15 protein-coding genes are annotated in these 17,078 nt (G+C 63.5%); 7 read left to right on the top strand and 8 right to left on the bottom strand.

Annotated features, from left to right (window positions below):
* Positions 1-62: 62 nt before the first annotated feature.
* Positions 63-1,163 (bottom strand): glycine-betaine demethylase subunit GbcB, encoded by a 1,101-nt coding sequence (gbcB, locus tag B4L76_RS23180; RefSeq protein ID WP_296235405.1) that lies wholly within the window; start codon positions 1,161-1,163, stop codon positions 63-65.
* A 293-nt stretch (positions 1,164-1,456) separates the two neighbouring features.
* Here gbcB and gbcA point away from each other — a divergent pair, with 293 nt between their 5' ends.
* Positions 1,457-2,749 (top strand): glycine-betaine demethylase subunit GbcA, encoded by a 1,293-nt coding sequence (gene gbcA / locus B4L76_RS23175; protein WP_296235404.1) that lies wholly within the window; start codon positions 1,457-1,459, stop codon positions 2,747-2,749.
* A gap of 688 nt (positions 2,750-3,437) precedes the next feature.
* Here the strand turns inward: gbcA and B4L76_RS23170 are convergent.
* The 6 genes from B4L76_RS23170 to B4L76_RS23145 form a co-directional block, all read right to left on the bottom strand.
* Entirely contained in the window at positions 3,438-4,208 is a 771-nt protein-coding gene (locus B4L76_RS23170) for an electron transfer flavoprotein subunit beta (RefSeq protein WP_296235403.1), read from the bottom strand.
* A gap of 10 nt (positions 4,209-4,218) precedes the next feature.
* Positions 4,219-5,451 carry an electron transfer flavoprotein subunit alpha/FixB family protein gene (locus B4L76_RS23165; protein ID WP_296235402.1) on the bottom strand — a complete coding sequence of 411 codons (1,233 nt, stop codon included), beginning with the start codon at positions 5,449-5,451 and terminating at the stop codon, positions 4,219-4,221.
* The gene (gene dgcB / locus B4L76_RS23160) at positions 5,451-7,403 is read right to left on the bottom strand and encodes a dimethylglycine demethylation protein DgcB (RefSeq protein WP_296235401.1); all 1,953 of its coding nucleotides are present in this window, start codon (positions 7,401-7,403) and stop codon (positions 5,451-5,453) included. The genes B4L76_RS23165 and dgcB overlap by 1 nt, the downstream gene beginning before the upstream one ends.
* 177 nt (positions 7,404-7,580) lie before the next feature.
* Positions 7,581-9,641 (bottom strand): dimethylglycine demethylation protein DgcA, encoded by a 2,061-nt coding sequence (gene dgcA, locus B4L76_RS23155; protein ID WP_225780054.1) that lies wholly within the window; start codon positions 9,639-9,641, stop codon positions 7,581-7,583.
* 15 nt (positions 9,642-9,656) lie between these two features.
* On the bottom strand, positions 9,657-10,187 hold the full coding sequence (locus B4L76_RS23150) for a DUF5943 domain-containing protein (protein ID WP_046614486.1): 531 nt from the start codon (positions 10,185-10,187) through the stop codon (positions 9,657-9,659).
* A gap of 77 nt (positions 10,188-10,264) precedes the next feature.
* A complete protein-coding gene (locus B4L76_RS23145; protein ID WP_023382781.1) occupies positions 10,265-11,242 on the bottom strand; it encodes a dipeptidase in 978 nt (325 codons plus the stop codon).
* A gap of 296 nt (positions 11,243-11,538) precedes the next feature.
* Between B4L76_RS23145 and B4L76_RS23140 the strand changes: the two genes are divergently transcribed.
* Positions 11,539-11,940, top strand: coding sequence for a lysozyme inhibitor LprI family protein (locus tag B4L76_RS23140; RefSeq protein WP_296235400.1), 402 nt, complete (start codon positions 11,539-11,541; stop codon positions 11,938-11,940).
* Positions 11,941-11,983: 43 nt separating this feature from the next.
* Here B4L76_RS23140 and B4L76_RS23135 read toward each other — a convergent pair whose 3' ends face one another.
* Positions 11,984-12,928: a GlxA family transcriptional regulator gene (locus tag B4L76_RS23135; protein WP_296235399.1), complete on the bottom strand. Its 945-nt coding sequence runs from the start codon at positions 12,926-12,928 to the stop codon at positions 11,984-11,986.
* Between the two features lie 145 nt (positions 12,929-13,073).
* Between B4L76_RS23135 and choX the strand changes: the two genes are divergently transcribed.
* The 5 genes from choX to B4L76_RS23110 all read left to right on the top strand — a co-directional run bounded on the left by choX (position 13,074) and on the right by B4L76_RS23110 (position 17,044).
* Positions 13,074-14,018, top strand: coding sequence for a choline ABC transporter substrate-binding protein (gene choX / locus B4L76_RS23130; protein WP_296235398.1), 945 nt, complete (start codon positions 13,074-13,076; stop codon positions 14,016-14,018).
* A gap of 121 nt (positions 14,019-14,139) precedes the next feature.
* Positions 14,140-15,024 (top strand): 3-keto-5-aminohexanoate cleavage protein, encoded by an 885-nt coding sequence (locus B4L76_RS23125; RefSeq protein ID WP_296235397.1) that lies wholly within the window; start codon positions 14,140-14,142, stop codon positions 15,022-15,024.
* A gap of 18 nt (positions 15,025-15,042) precedes the next feature.
* A complete protein-coding gene (locus B4L76_RS23120) occupies positions 15,043-16,008 on the top strand; it encodes an L-carnitine dehydrogenase (RefSeq protein WP_296235396.1) in 966 nt (321 codons plus the stop codon).
* Positions 16,009-16,018: 10 nt separating this feature from the next.
* Positions 16,019-16,498, top strand: a complete 480-nt coding sequence (locus B4L76_RS23115) for a thioesterase family protein (RefSeq protein WP_296235395.1) — start codon at positions 16,019-16,021, stop codon at positions 16,496-16,498.
* Between the two features lie 288 nt (positions 16,499-16,786).
* On the top strand, positions 16,787-17,044 hold the full coding sequence (locus tag B4L76_RS23110; protein ID WP_296235394.1) for a hypothetical protein: 258 nt from the start codon (positions 16,787-16,789) through the stop codon (positions 17,042-17,044).
* Positions 17,045-17,078: the final 34 nt, after the last annotated feature.

The following is a 17,078-nucleotide window of genomic DNA, read 5'->3' as shown; positions in this document are numbered from 1 at the left end:
GCTACCTCAGGCCAGCGGTGAAACCTGTGGGAGCGGGCTTGCCCCGCGAAAAGGCCCGCACATCAGTAATCGATCCGCACATCCCCTTTCGGCACACTGCAGCACGACAGGATGTAGCCCTCGGCTTCGTCCTCTTCGGTGATGCCGCCGTTGTGCTCCATCTCAACTTCACCGCCCAGCTTGAGCACCTTGCAGGTGCCGCAGATGCCCATACCGCAGGCTTTCGGGATCATCAGGCCAACCTTGGCCGCTGCTGCATGCACGGTCTCGCCCGGGGCGATGCGGATACTCTTCTCGCTGCCGATGAACTCCACCAGGTTGAGGTCGGCGGCGTCCAGTACCGGCGCATCGGCAGCCTGTTCGGCATGCTCGACGGCGTCCGCCTTGGCTTCCGGCGGCGTGGCGCCGAACGACTCCTCGTGGTAGTTCTTCATGTCGAAGCCCACCGCTTCGAGCATGCGCTTGACCGCGCTCATGTACGGCGTCGGGCCGCAGCAGAACACCACGCGCTCCATGTAGTCCGGCGCAATCAGTTCCATCAGGCGCTGGTTCAGGTAGCCGCGATAACCCGCCCACGGCTCACCCAGGCCATGCTTTTCACAGATGATGTGCAGGCTGAAGTTGGGGATGCGCGAAGCCATCTGCTCCAGCTCGCGATGGTAGATGATGTCCTTCGGCGAACGGGCGCTATGCACAAATACCATGTCGACATTGCCGTTGGTGTCGTAGAACCAGCGCGCCATCGACATCACCGGGGTAATGCCCACGCCACCGGAAAGGTACAGCACCTTCTGCGCCGGGAAATCGATGGCGTTGAACAGCCCGACCGGGCCGTGCACTGGCAGTTCGGCGCCTTCGTGCATGGTGTCGTGGAGGAAGTTGGACACCAGGCCGCCCGGTACGCGCTTGACCGTGATCGAGAAGCTGTAGGGCACCGAAGGCGAGCTGGAGATGGTGTAGGAGCGCATCACCGGCTTGCCTTCGATCTCCAGCTCCAGGGTGACGAACTGCCCAGGCTTGAAGAAAAACATGATCGGCTGGTCGGCCATGAAGCAGAAGGTGCGCACGTCCCAGGTCTCCTGGATGACCTTGACGCAGCGCACGATGTGGCGGCCGTTGGCCCAGGTCTGGGTGGTGACCGGATTGAGGAAGGTATCGGACATGTTCATCTCCAGCAGCCGACTATTGGCCTTTTATGGCTTGGATAATGCGCAAGCTGAAGACGACGTACATTCCTGCCAGCGACATCGGCGTGCTTATCGCGACCAGCCGCGCACCACAAGGGCTGCGGAGTCGTAATTCAATTCGGCCATGTCGCCCATGGATACGGTTCGCGACGTCTTCGGACGCACACTCCACGGCAAAACAACCGCTGTTTCTTGATAAGCAGCCTTGCGGCACCACAACAACGATTAGCCACCTTTTGCCGGCCGCACACGGCCCCGAGGAATACACGATGGACGTCACCGCAACCCTGAGCCTGGGCGATCCACTGGAACCTGCACGCAAGGCAACCGCCGAAATGCTGCAGACCCGCGAGCGCACCTTCTCGCTGCCGCAGCCGTTCTACAACGACGAGCGTCTGTTCCAGATCGACATGCAGGAGATCTTCCACAAGGAGTGGCTGATTGCCGGCATGACCTGCGAGATTCCGGCCAAGGGCAATTACATCACCCTGCAGATCGGCAAGAACCCGATCATTGTGGTGCGTGGTGCCGAAGGCAAGGTGCATGCCTTCCACAACGTCTGCCGTCACCGCGGCTCGCGCCTGTGCCTCAGCGACAAGGGCAAGGTGGCCAAGCTGGTCTGCCCGTACCACCAGTGGACCTACGAACTGGACGGCCGCCTGCTGTTCGCCGGCACCGAAATGGGCGCCGACTTCGACATGAACCAGTACGGCCTGAAGCCGGTGAACGTCAAAGTCGCCGGCGGCTACATCTTCATCAGCCTGGCGGAGAACCCGCCTGCCATCGACGACTTCCTGGCCACCCTGGACCACTACATGGAGCCGTACGACATGGAGAACACCAAGGTGGCGGTGCAAACCACCTTGATGGAAAAGGCCAACTGGAAGCTGGTGCTGGAAAACAACCGCGAGTGCTACCACTGCAACGGTTCGCACCCGGAACTGCTGCAGACCCTGCTGGAATGGGACGACACCAACGATCCGCGCGCCAGCCAGGAATTCAAGGACCACGTGGCCGCCTCGGCCGCTGCCTGGGAAGCCGAGAAAATCCCGTACCTGCACAAGAGCCATGGCCTGCGTAACCGCATCGTGCGCATGCCGCTGCTCAAGGGCACCGTGTCGATGACCATGGACGGCAAGCAGGCCTGCCAGAAGCTGATGGGCCGCATCAAGAACCCGGACCTGGGCTCGATGCGCATCCTGCACCTGCCACACTCGTGGAACCACTGCATGGGCGACCACATGATCGTGTTCACCGTGTGGCCGATCAGCGCCCAGGAAACCATGGTCACCACCAAGTGGCTGGTACACAAGGATGCCGTGGAAGGTGTCGATTACGATCCGGAGCGCATGCGCAAGGTGTGGGACGCCACCAACGACCAGGACCGCCGCCTGGCCGAAGAGAACCAGCGCGGGATCAACTCCACTGCGTACCAGCCTGGCCCTTACTCGAAGACCTACGAGTTCGGCGTGGTCAATTTCATCGACTGGTACAGCCAGCGGTTGCTCAACAACCTGGGGGCTGAGCCGGCACCTTACCTGAAGGAAGTGCAGGCGCAGTAAACCCGACCCCCGCCACTGAACGATGTTTGGTGGCGGGGTTTTTCCTGCCTTCACTCCCCGTCTGAAACCGCGTTCACCCCTCCCCCCGAAACACCCGCCCCGCGAATGGCTGATCAATGTTTGACCAACTCGGTCAAACCCGCATGCACACTCGGATGCAGCGGTGTTCATACACCTTATCCACAGAGCCACCAACAGAGTTTGTGGGCAACCACGCAAGCATTCGCAACGGAATTGTGGATAAGCGCTGCAAAGCCCTGATTATCAAGTTCGGAGTGGGTGAAAAGCGAGGCTTGATCAGTTTTTGAACAAATCTGTCAACGCCCCGGAATACGTGGCTCGCAGCGGATACCGAACATATTATCCACAGAGGGGCTAACAGCGATTGTGGGCAAATCAGGAAGATGCTGATGTGCCAGGCATGCAGGCACCTTGAAAGAGACTGACTGTTTTTTGAGCAAATCAATAGAGGCGGCGTGACACTAGGCCTGCGGCCATGCGCCAACACTTTATCCACATGTTGGCGAACAGATTTGGTGGGCAAAATTACACGGCCGATATCTAGTCCTGAATGCAGGAGCGGCCTTGCGCCGCGATGGGCTGCGCAGTAGCCCCGCAACCCTGAGTCTGGCTCAAGATCCGGGGGTCGCCGCGCAGCCCATCGCGACGCAAGGCCGCTTCTACAACTTCAGCGCAGGACGCCTTCTTCCACCAGCAGCTTGAGGATGGCTTCGGCGCCTTCCTGCGGAGTAACGTCTTTCAACACTTTGCCACCGCCACCACTGGCCTTGGCGGTTGCCGCCTTCATGCGGTCGGCGCCGCTCTTGGCCTTGATCACTTTCAGCCGCTTGGGCCGCGGGCGGGCCGGCTGCAGCTCGGCCTCGGCCAGCAGCGGGTCTTCGACGATGGCCACGTTGCGTGCCGCCAGGACACCCCGGCGCGCCGGCCCGAAGGCACTCTGGCGCGGTTTGGGCGCGGCGTTATCCACAGTCGCCAGCAGCGGCAGGCGCACCTTCAGCCGGCGCCGCTGACCACGTGGCAAAGCCTGCAATACCTGGGCGGTGCCATTATCGATCGATTCCACTTCGGCCAAGCCCACGATCAACGGCCAGCCGAGTTTTTCCGCCAGCAAGAATGGCAGCATGCCCGACCCTTCGCCGGTCTCTGCCTGGCTACCGGTCAGCACCAGCTGGGCTCCGGCGTCACGCAGGTAGTCGCCGAGCACGCCCAGCACATCGGCACCGGCCGGCTGCTCCAGCACATCCAGATGGTCCAGGCCCATGCCCAGGTAGGCGCGCAGTGCCTCTTCGCGTGGGTCGCCGGCATGCACCACCTGCAAATTATCCCCAGCCAGCTGCAAGCCCAGTTCCACCGCGCGGGCATCCTGCTCGGCGCGGCGCGCGCGGCCAGAGCTGGGGTGGGCACCGATGGAAACCAGGCTGATCACTTTGGTACTCATGCTCTTGCCCTTATGCCGCGTCGCGCTGGCCGCCGCTGCGGTAGTTATCCACAGCTTCGATCAGTGCCTTGAGGATTGCCGAGCTGTCGCCAATTACCGACAGGTCGGCCCGTTTGATCATGTCGCAGCCTGGGTCCATGTTGATGGCCACCACCTTGTCGCAGGCACCAATGCCCTGCAGGTGCTGGATCGCACCCGAGATACCCACGGCCACGTAGACCCGTGCGGTAACCCAGGTACCGGTAGCGCCCACCTGGCGGTTGCGCGGCATGAAACCATCATCCACCGCTACCCGCGAGGCGCCTTCGGTAGCGCCCAACGCTGCAGTAGCCTGGTGGTACAGGTCCCAGTCCTTGACCCCGTTACCACCGGAGACAATGAACTCGGCCTCGGCCATGGCAATGGTGGCCGGGTCGACGGCCACCGAGCCGAGGTCTTCGATACGCGACAGGCTGCGCGGAACACTTGTGGACAACTCTACCGGCAGCGCTTCATGGCGGGTTTCGCTGACCGGCTCGGCGCATTCGGCCGCCGCCAGGATCAGGCGCGGCACGGCGCGTTGCAGGTCTTGCTGGCCGGCACCAGCACGGCCGATGCACTGGCCATCCTTGACCTGCCATACCCGCGTCGCCGGGCGCTCGCCCAGCGCTGCGCCCAGGCGTCGGCCCAGTTCGCCGCCACCGGTGCGGCTGTCGGGCAGCAGCCAGTGGCGTGGCGTGAACTGGTTATCCACAGCGCGCAGGCCCTGCACCAGTTGCTCCGGTGCATAACCTTCGAAGGCCTCGCCCTCGATGACCAGCAGGCGGTCGACACCGGCTGTGGAAAAGTTGCTTTCCTTATGCTCGCCAAACACCACCGCCAAAACCGCACCATCACTGCCGGCCAGGCTGTGGGCCAGGCCGAGCAGGTCGCGGTCGTGGCTGCTCAGGCGGCCACCGACCATGTCCGGCACCACGGCGATGTAGAACGCCGGTGCCGCCACCTGGTGCAACGGCAGCTTGACCTCCGCCGCCGCCGTGCGTCGCCCGCCCACACCGGTGCCCTGCTGGGCACCGCTGCGGTCGATGCGCTTGAGGCCGGCAGGGCCGATGAAGCCTGCGGCTATCGCGTGAGGGTTCTTGCGGATCAGGCCGTTCGGCCCCATCCAGCGGGTTTGCTGGGTCTGCATCGCTGCGTGCAGCGGGTGCAGACGGTTACGGGCGATCCACTCGGCGCGCGGGTCGCGGCGGATAATGTCGCTCATCAGTGCACCTCCGCAGGTTCACGTTTGGCCGTTTGCGTCTTGGCCGCTGCAGGCGCGTCCTCTTCGATCAGCACGTCGGCGACCAGCTCGGCCAGGTCCTTGATCTGTGGGCGCGGTTCGACCACGCCTTCGAGCATCGCGGTGCACTGTGGACAACCCACGGCCACCAGCTCGGCCTCGGTCTGGCGGATGTCGTCCATGCGCATGTCGGGGATCCGCTGCTTGCCCGGGATGTCGGTAATCGGCGCACCGCCGCCACCGCCACAGCAGCGCGAGCGGAAGCCGGAGCGTTCCATTTCGCGCACTTCGATACCCAGCGCCTTGAGCACTGCCCGCGGGGCTTCGTATTCACCGTTGTAGCGACCCAGGTAGCACGGGTCGTGGTAAGTGACGCTGCCACCTTTATGCTGGCCAAGGTTGAGCTTGTTGGCCGCGATCAGTTCGGCGATGTAGGTGCTGTGGTGCTGCACCTGGTACTCACCGCCCAAAGCGCCGTACTCGTTCTTCAGCACATGGAAGCTGTGTGGGTCACAAGTGACGATGCGCTGGAACCTGTACTTGGCCAGGGTCTGGATATTGCGCTTGGCCAGTTGCTGGAAGGTCGCTTCGTCGCCCAGACGGCGCGCCACGTCGCCGCTGTCGCGCTCTTCGAGGCCGAGCACGGCAAAGTCCACGCCGGAGGCCTTGAGCACCTTGACGAACGAACGCAAGGTGCGCTGGTTGCGCATGTCGAAGGCACCATCACCGACCCAGAACAGCACCTCGGTGGTTTTCACCTCCGACAGCAGTTGCAGGTTGAGGTCGGCGGCCCAGTTCATGCGCCCACCGGGGGCGAAGCCGCCCGGGTTGTCGGTGGCGATCAGGTTGTCCAGCACCTCGGCGCCCTTGTTCGGCGTGGCGCCCTTTTCCAGAGTGAGGTGGCGGCGCATGTCGACGATGGCATCGACGTGCTCGATCATCATCGGGCATTCCTCGACGCAGGCACGGCAGGTGGTGCAGGACCACAGCGTTTCGGCATCGACCAGGCCATTGACGATCGGCTGGTGCGGGTGGCCGCCATGCTCGCCGATCGGCTTGCCAGGGTATGGGCTGCCGGCGAACTGGGCGTCGGTACCACCGGCCAGGCCGATGACCATGTCCTGGATGAGCTTTTTCGGGTTCAGCGGCTGGCCGGCGGCAAACGCCGGGCACATGGCTTCACATTTGCCGCACTGCACGCAGGCATCGAAGCCCAGCAGCTGGTTCCAGGTGAAGTCCACCGGTTTTTCCACGCCCAGCGGTGCGTTCGGGTCTTCCAGGTCCAGCGGCTTGAGGCCGGTGGAGCGGCCGCCGCCGAAGCGCTCGGCACGGCGGTGCCAGGCCAGGTGCAGGGCACCGGCGAAGGCGTGTTTCATCGGCCCGCCCCAGGTCATGCCGAAGAACAGTTCGGACACGCCCCACAGCACGCCCAGGCCGAGAATGGCGACCATCACCCAGCCGCCGGTATTGGCAGGCAGGATGCCGGCGACCGGCAAGGTGGCGATGAAGAAGCTCGCGGCGAACGCCAGCAGGCTCTTCGGCAGGCGCATCCACGGCCCCTTGGACAGCCGCGAAGGCGGGTTGAGGCGGCGTTTGAAGACGAAGATGGCGCCAGTGAACATGATCACCGTGGCCACCAGCAACGCGTAGCCGAGGATCTTGCTCTGCAGGCCGAAGCCGTGCACCAGGATCGCCAATGCGGCCGACAGCACGAAGCCGCCTGCGGTGGCCACGTGGGTCTTGGACATGTACTTGTCGCGCTCGACCACGTGGTGCAGGTCCACCAGGTAACGGCGCGGCATGGCCAGCAGGCCACCGATCAGGTTGACCTTGGAGGGCCGGCCACGCCGCCACATGCGCACCCGGCGCAGGGCGCCGAGCACTGCCAGGCCAAGGGCAGCGAACAGCAGGATGGGTAGAAGGGTGTTCAACATGGGAGGCTCCCACAACAGCTGGATTCTTGCGCCACTCTGAAGATGGGATTGGCCCCTTGTGGGAGCGGGTTTACCCGCGAATGCGTCAGATCAGACAACTCTGTTGCTTGTGCTGACGCTTTCGCGGGTGAACCCGCTCCCACAGGGACCACGCCCGTTGGTGACGATTTTTCTCGATCAGAAGTCCTTGCACAGGCGCAAGGCGTCGTAGATCGCCGCATGCACGTTGCGCTGGGCCACGCAGTCGCCGATGCGGTACAGCAGGTAGCCTTCGCCCGGCTGGCTGAGGATCGGCTGTGGCTTGATGGCGAACAGCGCCTCCACGTCGATCTGGCCCTTGTTGCGCGAACCTTCCTTCAGCGCGTAGTACAGCTGCTCGTCAGGACGCACGCCGTTCTCCACCACCACCTGGTCGACCACGCGCTCTTCCTTGGCGCCGGTGTATTCGTTCTCCAGCACCGCCACCAGCTTGTCACCCTCGCGGTAGACCTTTTCCAGCATCATGTCGCCGGTCATGATCACTTCTTTCGGGTATATGCTGCGGTAGTAGGTCGGGAAGCTGGTACCGCCCATGGCCACGCCCGGCTTGATGTCGTCGGTGACGATCTCGACCTGGCTGCCCTTGTCGGCAATGAAGTCGGCCACCGACATGCCGGTGAATTCGCAGATGGTGTCGTACACCAGCACGTTCTTGCCCGGTGCCACCTTGCCGTCGAGCACGTCCCAGCTGCTGACCACCAGCCCTTCGGCGGCGCCCCAGTGCTCGTTCTGCTCGAGGAACGAATGCCCACCCACTGCCAGCACGATGATGTCCGGGCGCAAGTCCTGGATGGTCGCCACGTCGGCGGCGGTGCCCAGGCGCAGGTCGACCTTCAGGCGCGCCAGCTCCAGCTGGTACCAGCGGGTGATACCAGCGATCTGGTCACGCTGCGGCGCCTTGGCGGCGATGGTGATCTGCCCGCCGATCTGCTCCTTCTTCTCGAACAGGGTCACGTCGTGGCCACGTTCGGCAGCCACGCGGGCCGCTTCCATGCCGGCCGGGCCGGCGCCCACTACCACCACCTTGCGCTTGGCACCGGTGGTCTTCTCGATGATGTGCGGCACGCCCATGTATTCACGGGAGGTCGCGGCGTTCTGGATGCACAGCACGTCCAGGCCCTGGTACTGGCGGTCGATGCAGTAGTTGGCACCGACGCACTGCTTGATCTGGTCGATCTGGCCCATCTTGATCTTGGCGATCAGGTGCGGGTCGGCGATATGCGCACGGGTCATGCCGACCATGTCCACGTAGCCGCCTTCGAGGATACGCGTGGCCTGGTTCGGGTCCTTGATGTTCTGCGCGTGCAGTACCGGGACCTTGACCACTTCCTTGATGCCGGCCGCCAGGTGCAGGAACGGCTCCGGCGGGTAGCTCATGTTGGGGATGACGTTGGCCAGGGTGTTGTGGGTGTCGCAACCCGAGCCGACCACACCGATGAAGTCGATCATGCCGGTGGCGTCGTAGTACGCGGCGATCTGCTTCATGTCTTCATGGCTGAGGCCGTCCGGATGGAACTCGTCGCCACAAATGCGCATGCCCACGCAGAAGTCGTCACCGACCTCGGCGCGCACGGCCTTGAGCACTTCCAGGCCGAACTTCATGCGGCCTTCGAAAGTGCCACCCCACTCGTCGGTACGCTTGTTGACCCGCGGGCTCCAGAACTGGTCGATCATGTGCTGGTGCACGGCCGACAGTTCCACGCCGTCCAGGCCGCCCTCTTTGGCGCGGCGTGCCGCTTGCGCGTAGTTGCCGATCACGCGCCAGATCTCTTCCACCTCGATGGTCTTGCAGGTGGCACGGTGCACGGGTTCACGGATACCCGACGGCGACATCAGGGTCGGCCAGTTGAAGCCGTCCCAGCGCGAGCGCCGGCCCATGTGGGTAATCTGGATCATGATCTTGGCGCCATGCTTGTGCATGGCGTCAGCCAGGTTCTGGAAGTGCGGGATGATGCGGTCGGTCGACAGGTTGACCGACGACCACCATTCCTGCGGGCTGTCGATGGCGACGACAGACGAGCCGCCGCAGATCGCCAGGCCGATACCACCCTTGGCCTTTTCCTCGTAGTACTTCACATAGCGGTCGGTCGTCATGCCGCCGTCAGTGGCGTAGACCTCCGCGTGTGCGGTGCTGAGCACGCGGTTGCGGATGGTCAGTTTGCCGATCTGGATCGGCTGGAACATTGCTTCGAATGCCATGACGCTATCTCCGGCTTACAACGGCTTGACGACGAACAGGCCATCTTCGTGGCCTTCTTCCGAACCGCCGTAGACCTGTTCGGCCACGGTGCGGATCGAGCTGCCGCGGGCAGCGAGAATCTGGTCCATGGCGCCGGCGAACCAGCCGGTGAACATGTAGTCGACCTTGCGGCCGCACTTGCCATAGACGTACACGAACGCCGAGTGCTTGAGCTTGACGCTGCAGGTACCCTTGTCCAGGTCGATGTCCTGGATCTCGAACAGGCCCCAACCGCGCTGGCTCAGGCGCTTCATGTAGTGCTCGAACACCGCTACGCCTTCCAGGCCATGGCATTCGGCTTCTTTTTCACACCAGTGCCAGGCGGACTTGTAGCCGGCCTTGTAGAGGATCTCGGCGTACTTGTCGGCGCCGAGGACTTCTTCGATCCCCATGTGGTTGTTGACGAAGAAATGGCGCGGTACATACAGCATCGGCAGGGCGTCGCTGGTCCAGACACCGGTTTCGCTGTCGACTTCGATTGGCAATTGCGGGGCGATCTTGGCCATGGAAACTCAACTCCATAAAAATTTTGTTTGGGATGCCCCGGCGTTGCTGGCAGGGGCTTACAGGCTTGGAGAGCGGCTTATTCGCCCCACACGTCCTTGAGGACGTTGACCCAGTTCTCGCCCATGATCTTGCGCACCACGCGCTCGGAGTGGCCGCGCTTGAGCAAGGTTTCGGTGAGGTTGGGGAATTCGCCCACGGTACGAATACCCAGCGGGTTGATGATCTTGCCGAAGTTGGTCAGGCGACGGGCATAGCCCTTGTCGTGGGTCAGGTACTCGAAGAAGTCCTGGCCGTGGCCCTGGGTGAAGTCGGTACCGATACCGATGGCGTCTTCACCGACGATGTTCATGGTGTATTCGATGGCTTCGGCGTAGTCGTCGATGGTCGAGTCGATGCCCTTGGCCAGGAACGGCGCGAACATGGTCACGCCAACGAAACCACCGTGGTCGGCGATGAACTTCAGTTCTTCGTCCGACTTGTTGCGTGGGTGTTCTTTCAGGCCCGACGGCAGGCAGTGCGAGTAGCACACCGGCTTTTTCGATTCGAGGATGACTTCTTCGGAGGTCTTGGAGCCAACGTGGGACAGGTCGCACATGATGCCGACGCGGTTCATCTCGGCGACGATCTCGCGACCGAAGCCCGACAGGCCGCCGTCACGCTCGTAGCAACCGGTGCCCACCAGGTTCTGGGTGTTGTAGCACATCTGCACGATACCCACGCCCAGTTGCTTGAACACATCTACGTAGGCGATCTGGTCTTCGAACGCGTGGGCGTTCTGGAAGCCGAAGAGGATGCCGGTCTTGCCCAGCTCCTTGGCCTTGCGGATGTCGGCGGTGGTGCGCACCGGCATGACCAGGTCGCTGTTTTCGCGGATCAGCTTCTGGCTGGCGGCGATGTTGTCGACGGTTGCCTTGAAGCCTTCCCAGACCGAAACCGTGCAGTTGGCCGCAGTCAGCCCGCCTTTGCGCATGTCTTCGAACAGCTCGCGGTTCCATTTGGCAATGATCAGGCCGTCGATGACGATGCTGTCGGCGTGAAGTTCGGCTGGGCTCATCAGGCTGTCCCCTTTTATTGAATAGGTAGGCGCCAAACCTTGTGCCGGCGCTTTGGGGCCAGCATATGCCTGTGCCCAACGGCGCCCCGATGCAAAAACGACAGGGGGTTTGCCGAAAGCGTCAATGCGCGACAACACGCCTGTTCCAGCGCCTTGGCGACGCCGCTCGGGGATGAGAGACAGTCTCGATAACGACGTTTTCCAGGCTTTTATGAACATTTGTTCAGGTAGCTACCGCGGCGCCGTCGTCTGAGCGAGAATCCCTGCGATTCGTCAGCCTGTTGAGGAGAATACGGATGAAATCAATGGCATGGCTGGTACTGCTGGCTGTCGTGTCGGGCGCCCAGGCCGGCGAGGAAGAAAGCACCCCGTGCGACAACGTCGAGACCGACCAGCAGAGCTACGCCTGCGCTGCTTTCAACAAGCAGACCGCCGAACGCGAGCTGAAAGCGGCATATGACGACCTGATCCAGCGCATCCATGACCAATACGCCGACGAAGGCAGCCAGGCGAACGCACTGGTCACGCGCATGGAGGCTGCCGAAAAGCTGTGGACGCAGCTGCGCGATGCCGACTGCAAGGTCGAGACCTTCGCCGAAAAACCCGGCAGCAAGGCGTTCCAGGCAGCCTGGGATACCTGCGTGGCGCAGCGCAGTGATGACCGTTCGGAGTATTTGCAGTCCATAGGCCAGCAGTAAGATCCCGTAGTCGTGCCAGCGACAGGCTGAGAACGGGCGGAAATCAAACCGCCCGGGCCAGACGGTCCTCCCGCGGGCAGCGCTGATAGCGCGCCCGATAGCAGCGGGTGAAGTACGAAGCCGATTCGAACCCGCACGCCACCCCCACCTCCAGCACGCTCATGTCGGTCTGGCGCAACAGCTGGCGGGCCTTGTCCAGCCGCAGGCGCAGGTAGAAACCGCTGGGCGTGTCGTCCAGGTGCAGGCGAAACAGGCGCTCCAGCTGCCGCCGGGTCACCTGCACCGCATCGGCCAGCACCTGGGTGTTGAGCGGCTGTTCGGTGTTGCGCTCCATTTCGCCAATCACCTTCACCAGCTTCTTGTTGCTGATGCCGTAGCGGCTGGCGATCTGCATGCGCTGATGGTCCTGGCGCTGGCGGATACGCCCCAGCACGAACTGCTCCGACACTTGCACAGCCAGTTCGCTACCGTGGGCTTGTGCGATCAGGTCGAGCATCAGGTCGATCGAAGCGGTACCGCCGGCGCAGGTGATGCGCCGCCGGTCGATCTCGAACAGCTCCTGGGTCGCCTGCAGGTTCGGGTAGTTCTCCTTGAACGCTTCGAGCGCCTCCCAATGCACCGTGGCGCGGTGGCCATCCAGCAGGCCGGCCTCGGCCAGCACCACCGCACCGGTGTCGATGCCGCCCAGAATCACCCCATAGCGGTCGAGGCGGCGCAGCGCGTGTTGCAAGGCCGGCCCGTAGCAGGCCAGAGGGTCGAAACCGGCGACGATCAGCAGGACACCGCCAGGTTCAGCCGCCGCCAGCGCTGCATCGGCATTCACCGACATGCCATTGCTGGCCTGCACCGCGCCGCCATCCAGGCTCAGCACCTGCCAGCTATACGATGGGCCTTTGAAACGGTTCGCCACCCGCAGCGGCTCCAGGGCACTGATGAAGCCGATCGCCGAGAAACCAGGCAACAGCAGGAAATGGATGATTTGCGGCATTGCATGCTCCACGGCAAAGGTGGTCGCCTCCGTGCAATTGTTGGTCGCCAGGGTGCGATTTTCCACCCTGGCAGCAGCGTAGCGTGTTCACACGGCCCAGAGAGGCCGGCCCCTATAAAAAACGCCCTGCCGATGGAGAGCCACCATGCAACGCTTGATCCGCCGCAGCCTGTTGTCCGTAGCCCTGAGCACTATCGTCGCTTCCCCGCTTTATGCCGCCGAACCCGCGGCCTGCAAGAACGTCCGCCTGGGCGTGGTCAACTGGACCGACGTCATCGCCACCAGCGCCATGGCCCAGGTACTGTTCGACGGCCTGGGCTACCAGACCAAGCAGACCAGTGCGTCGCAGCAGATCATCTTTGCCGGCATCCGTGATAAACGCCTGGACATGTTCCTCGGGTACTGGAACCCGATCATGACCCAGACCATCACCCCGTTCATCGACGCCAAACAGGTCAAGGTGCTCGACAAGCCGAGCCTGGAAGATGCCCGCGCCACCCTGGCGGTGCCGAAGTACCTGGCCGACAAGGGCCTGAAGACTTTCGCCGATATCCACAAGTTCGAAAAGGAGCTGGGCGGTAAAATCTACGGCATCGAGCCGGGCTCCGGCGCCAACACCCAGATCAAGGCGATGATCGCCAAGAACCAGTTCGGCCTGGGCAAGTTCCAGCTGGTCGAGTCCAGCGAGGCCGGCATGCTCGCCGCCGTCGACCGCGCAGTACGGCGCAAGGAGGCGGTGGTGTTCTTCGGCTGGGCGCCGCACCCGATGAACGTGAACATCGACATGGTCTATCTCGGCGACAGCCAGGACGCCCTGGGCCCTGACGAAGGCCGCGCGACGGTCTGGACAGTGACCGCGCCGGATTATGCCGAACGCTGCCCCAACGCCAACCGCCTGCTGGCCAACCTCAACTTCAGCGCCGAAGACGAGAGCCGCATGATGCAGCCGCTGCTCGATCACAAGGACCCGTTGGAATCGGCCCGCCAATGGCTCAAGGACCATCCCCAGGACAAGGCCCGCTGGCTTGAGGGGGTGACCACCTTCGATGGCAAGCCGGCGGCGGACAACCTCAAGCTCACCGCCAACTGACAAGGCCCCATCGCCGCCAAGCCGGCTCCCACAGGAACAATGCTCGCCAGGGTTGACCGCGAACCCTGTGGGAGCCGGCTTGCCGGCGACAAGGCCACTACGGACAACAAAGGAACCCACCATGAACCACGACGTCATCATCACCTGTGCGCTCACCGGCGCTGGCGACACCGCCTCGAAAAGCCACCTGGTCCCGGTCACCCCCAAGCAGATCGCCGACGCCGCCGTGGAAGCAGCCAGAGCCGGCGCCACCGTGGTGCACTGCCACGTTCGCGACCCGCAGACCGGCCGCTTCAGCCGCGACGTGGCGCTGTACCGCGAAGTCATGGAACGCATCCGCGAAGCCGATGTGGACATCATCGTCAACCTCACCGCCGGCATGGGCGGCGACCTGGAGATCGGCCCGGGCGAAACGCCGCTGGAGTTCGGCCCCGGCACCGACCTGATCGGCCCGCTGGAACGCCTGGCCCATGTCGAAGCGCTGCTGCCGGAGATCTGCACCCTGGACTGCGGCACCCTCAACTTCGGTGACGGCAATTCGATCTACGTTTCCACCCCGGCGCAGCTGCGTGCCGGCGCCCGGCGCATCACCGAACTGGGGGTCAAGGCCGAGCTGGAAATCTTCGACACCGGCCACCTGTGGTTCGCCAAGCAGATGATCAAGGAAGGCCTGCTGGACGACCCGCTGTTCCAGCTGTGCCTGGGCATTCCGTGGGGTGCGCCGGCCGATACCACCACCATGAAGGCGATGGTCGACAACCTGCCGGCCAATGTCACCTGGGCCGGCTTCGGCATCGGCCGCATGCAGATGCCGATGGCCGCCCAGGCGGTGCTGCTGGGTGGCAACGTGCGGGTGGGCCTGGAAGACAACCTGTACCTGGACCGCGGCGTGCTGGCCAGCAACGGCCAGCTGGTCGAGCGCGCGGTAGAAATCATTTCGCGCCTTGGTGCCCGTGTGCTTACCCCGGCTGAAGGCCGGGAAAAGATGAACCTCAACCGCCGCTGAGCCATTCAGGAGAACAGCATGACCTTCATCACCCAGATCAACACCTTCGCTGCCCTGGGTAGCGGCGTGATCGGCAGCGGCTGGGTCGCCCGCGCCCTGGCCCACGGCCTGGACGTGGTCGCCTGGGACCCGGCACCCGGCGCCGAACAGGCGCTGCGCAAGCGGATTGCCAATGCCTGGCCGGCATTGCAAAAGCAAGGCCTGGCGCCGGGTGCTTCCCCGGACCGGCTGAAGTTCGTGGCCACCATCGAGGAATGCGTGCGTGACGCCGATTTCATCCAGGAAAGCGCGCCGGAGCGGCTGGACCTGAAGCTCGACCTGCACGCGAAAATCAGCGCCGCGGCCAAACCCGACGCCATCATCGGCAGCAGCACCTCAGGCCTGTTGCCCAGCGAGTTCTACGAGTCGGCCACCCACCCCGAGCGCTGCGTGGTCGGCCACCCGTTCAACCCGGTGTATCTGCTGCCGCTGGTAGAGATTGTCGGCGGCAAACGCACCGCGCCCGAGGCCATCGAAGCAGCCAAGGCCATCTACACCGCACTGGGCATGCGCCCGCTGCATGTGCGCAAGGAGGTCCCCGGCTTCATCGCCGACCGCCTGCTTGAGGCGCTGTGGCGCGAAGCCCTGCACCTGGTCAACGATGGCGTGGCCAGCACGGGCGAAATCGACGATGCAATCCGCTTCGGCGCCGGCCTGCGCTGGTCGTTCATGGGCACGTTTCTCACCTACACCCTGGCCGGGGGCGACGCCGGCATGCGCCACTTCATGGCCCAGTTCGGCCCGGCGCTGAAGCTGCCCTGGACCTACCTGCCAGCACCGGAGCTGACCGACAAACTGATCGACGACGTGGTCGCAGGCACCTCGGAACAGCTGGGCGAACGTAGCATCGCCGCGCTGGAGCGCTATCGTGATGACACCCTGCTGGCCGTGCTGGACGCCGTGAAGACCAGCAAGGCCCACCACGGCATGGCCTTCGGCGATTGAGGACCCTGTAATGCCCGCACTGATCACCTACCGCACCCCGGTCCAGGAGGACTGGGTCGACTACAACGGGCATCTGCGCGATGCCTTCTATCTGCTGATTTTCAGCTATGCCACCGATGCGCTGATGGAGCGCATCGGCCTGGATGCCGACAGCCGGGGGCAAAGCGGCAATTCGCTGTTCACCCTGGAAGCGCACATCAACTACCTGCACGAAGTGAAGCTGGGCTGCGAGGTGTGGGTGCAGACCCAGATCATCGGCGTCGATCGCAAGCGCTTGCACGTCTACCACAGCCTGCATCGGGCGGGGTTCGACGAGGTGCTGGCGGCCAGCGAGCAGATGCTGCTGCATGTGGACCTGGCCGGGCCAAAGTCGGCGCCGTTCAGTGAGCGCAGTGTCGGGTTACTGCAAGGGTTGCTGGACCAGCAACAGGATCCGCCACCCGCCGAATACCTGGGCCGGGTGATGGGCTTGAACACCAGGCCCGTGTAGGAGCGGCCCGCCTGCATCGAAGGCAAAAAAATAGCCCCGGGAAGCCGTGAGCACCCGGGGCCAAGAGCGAGCAGCATCCACGTTGCACGAACGAGGGTGACCAAACCCTCCGTTGCGGTAGATGGCTTGAGTTTGCGCAGTTCCCGGCAGTTCGATTTAGCCGGAAACGACCTGTTCTTAGCCAAAGCAGCCATGGCGCCATTCTGTGGTTGCGGGTATGTCGCCGGCGTCACAGAATCGGTCGTAAATCACAGCAGCACTCTCTTAGCGATAAAAGGGACAACAGCCATGATGCATGCGGATTTGATTGACCAGGACGACCTGGCAGGCCACCTGCGCGCGCGCGGGTTCGACATTCCGCCCGGTGCCAGCGCCGAGCAGGCCTGCGAGGCAGTGGTGCGCGGGCTGACCGAGCCCAATGCGCGGGCGCTGAAGGGCATGGTGGAGCAGATGTATACCGGTAGCGCGACGATCTTGCCGGCGGTGCGCCAGGCCATCGACAAACAGCTGTTGCCGGCGCTGGCGCAATTCAACCAACGCGCCTGACCGTTTTTCCTGTACTGGCCTCTTCGCGGGGTAA

The sequence above is a fragment of the Pseudomonas sp. UBA4617 genome (assembly GCF_002386445.1).
Taxonomy (GTDB): Bacteria; Pseudomonadota; Gammaproteobacteria; order Pseudomonadales; family Pseudomonadaceae; genus Aquipseudomonas.
This window is presented reverse-complemented; position numbering and strand designations above follow the sequence as displayed.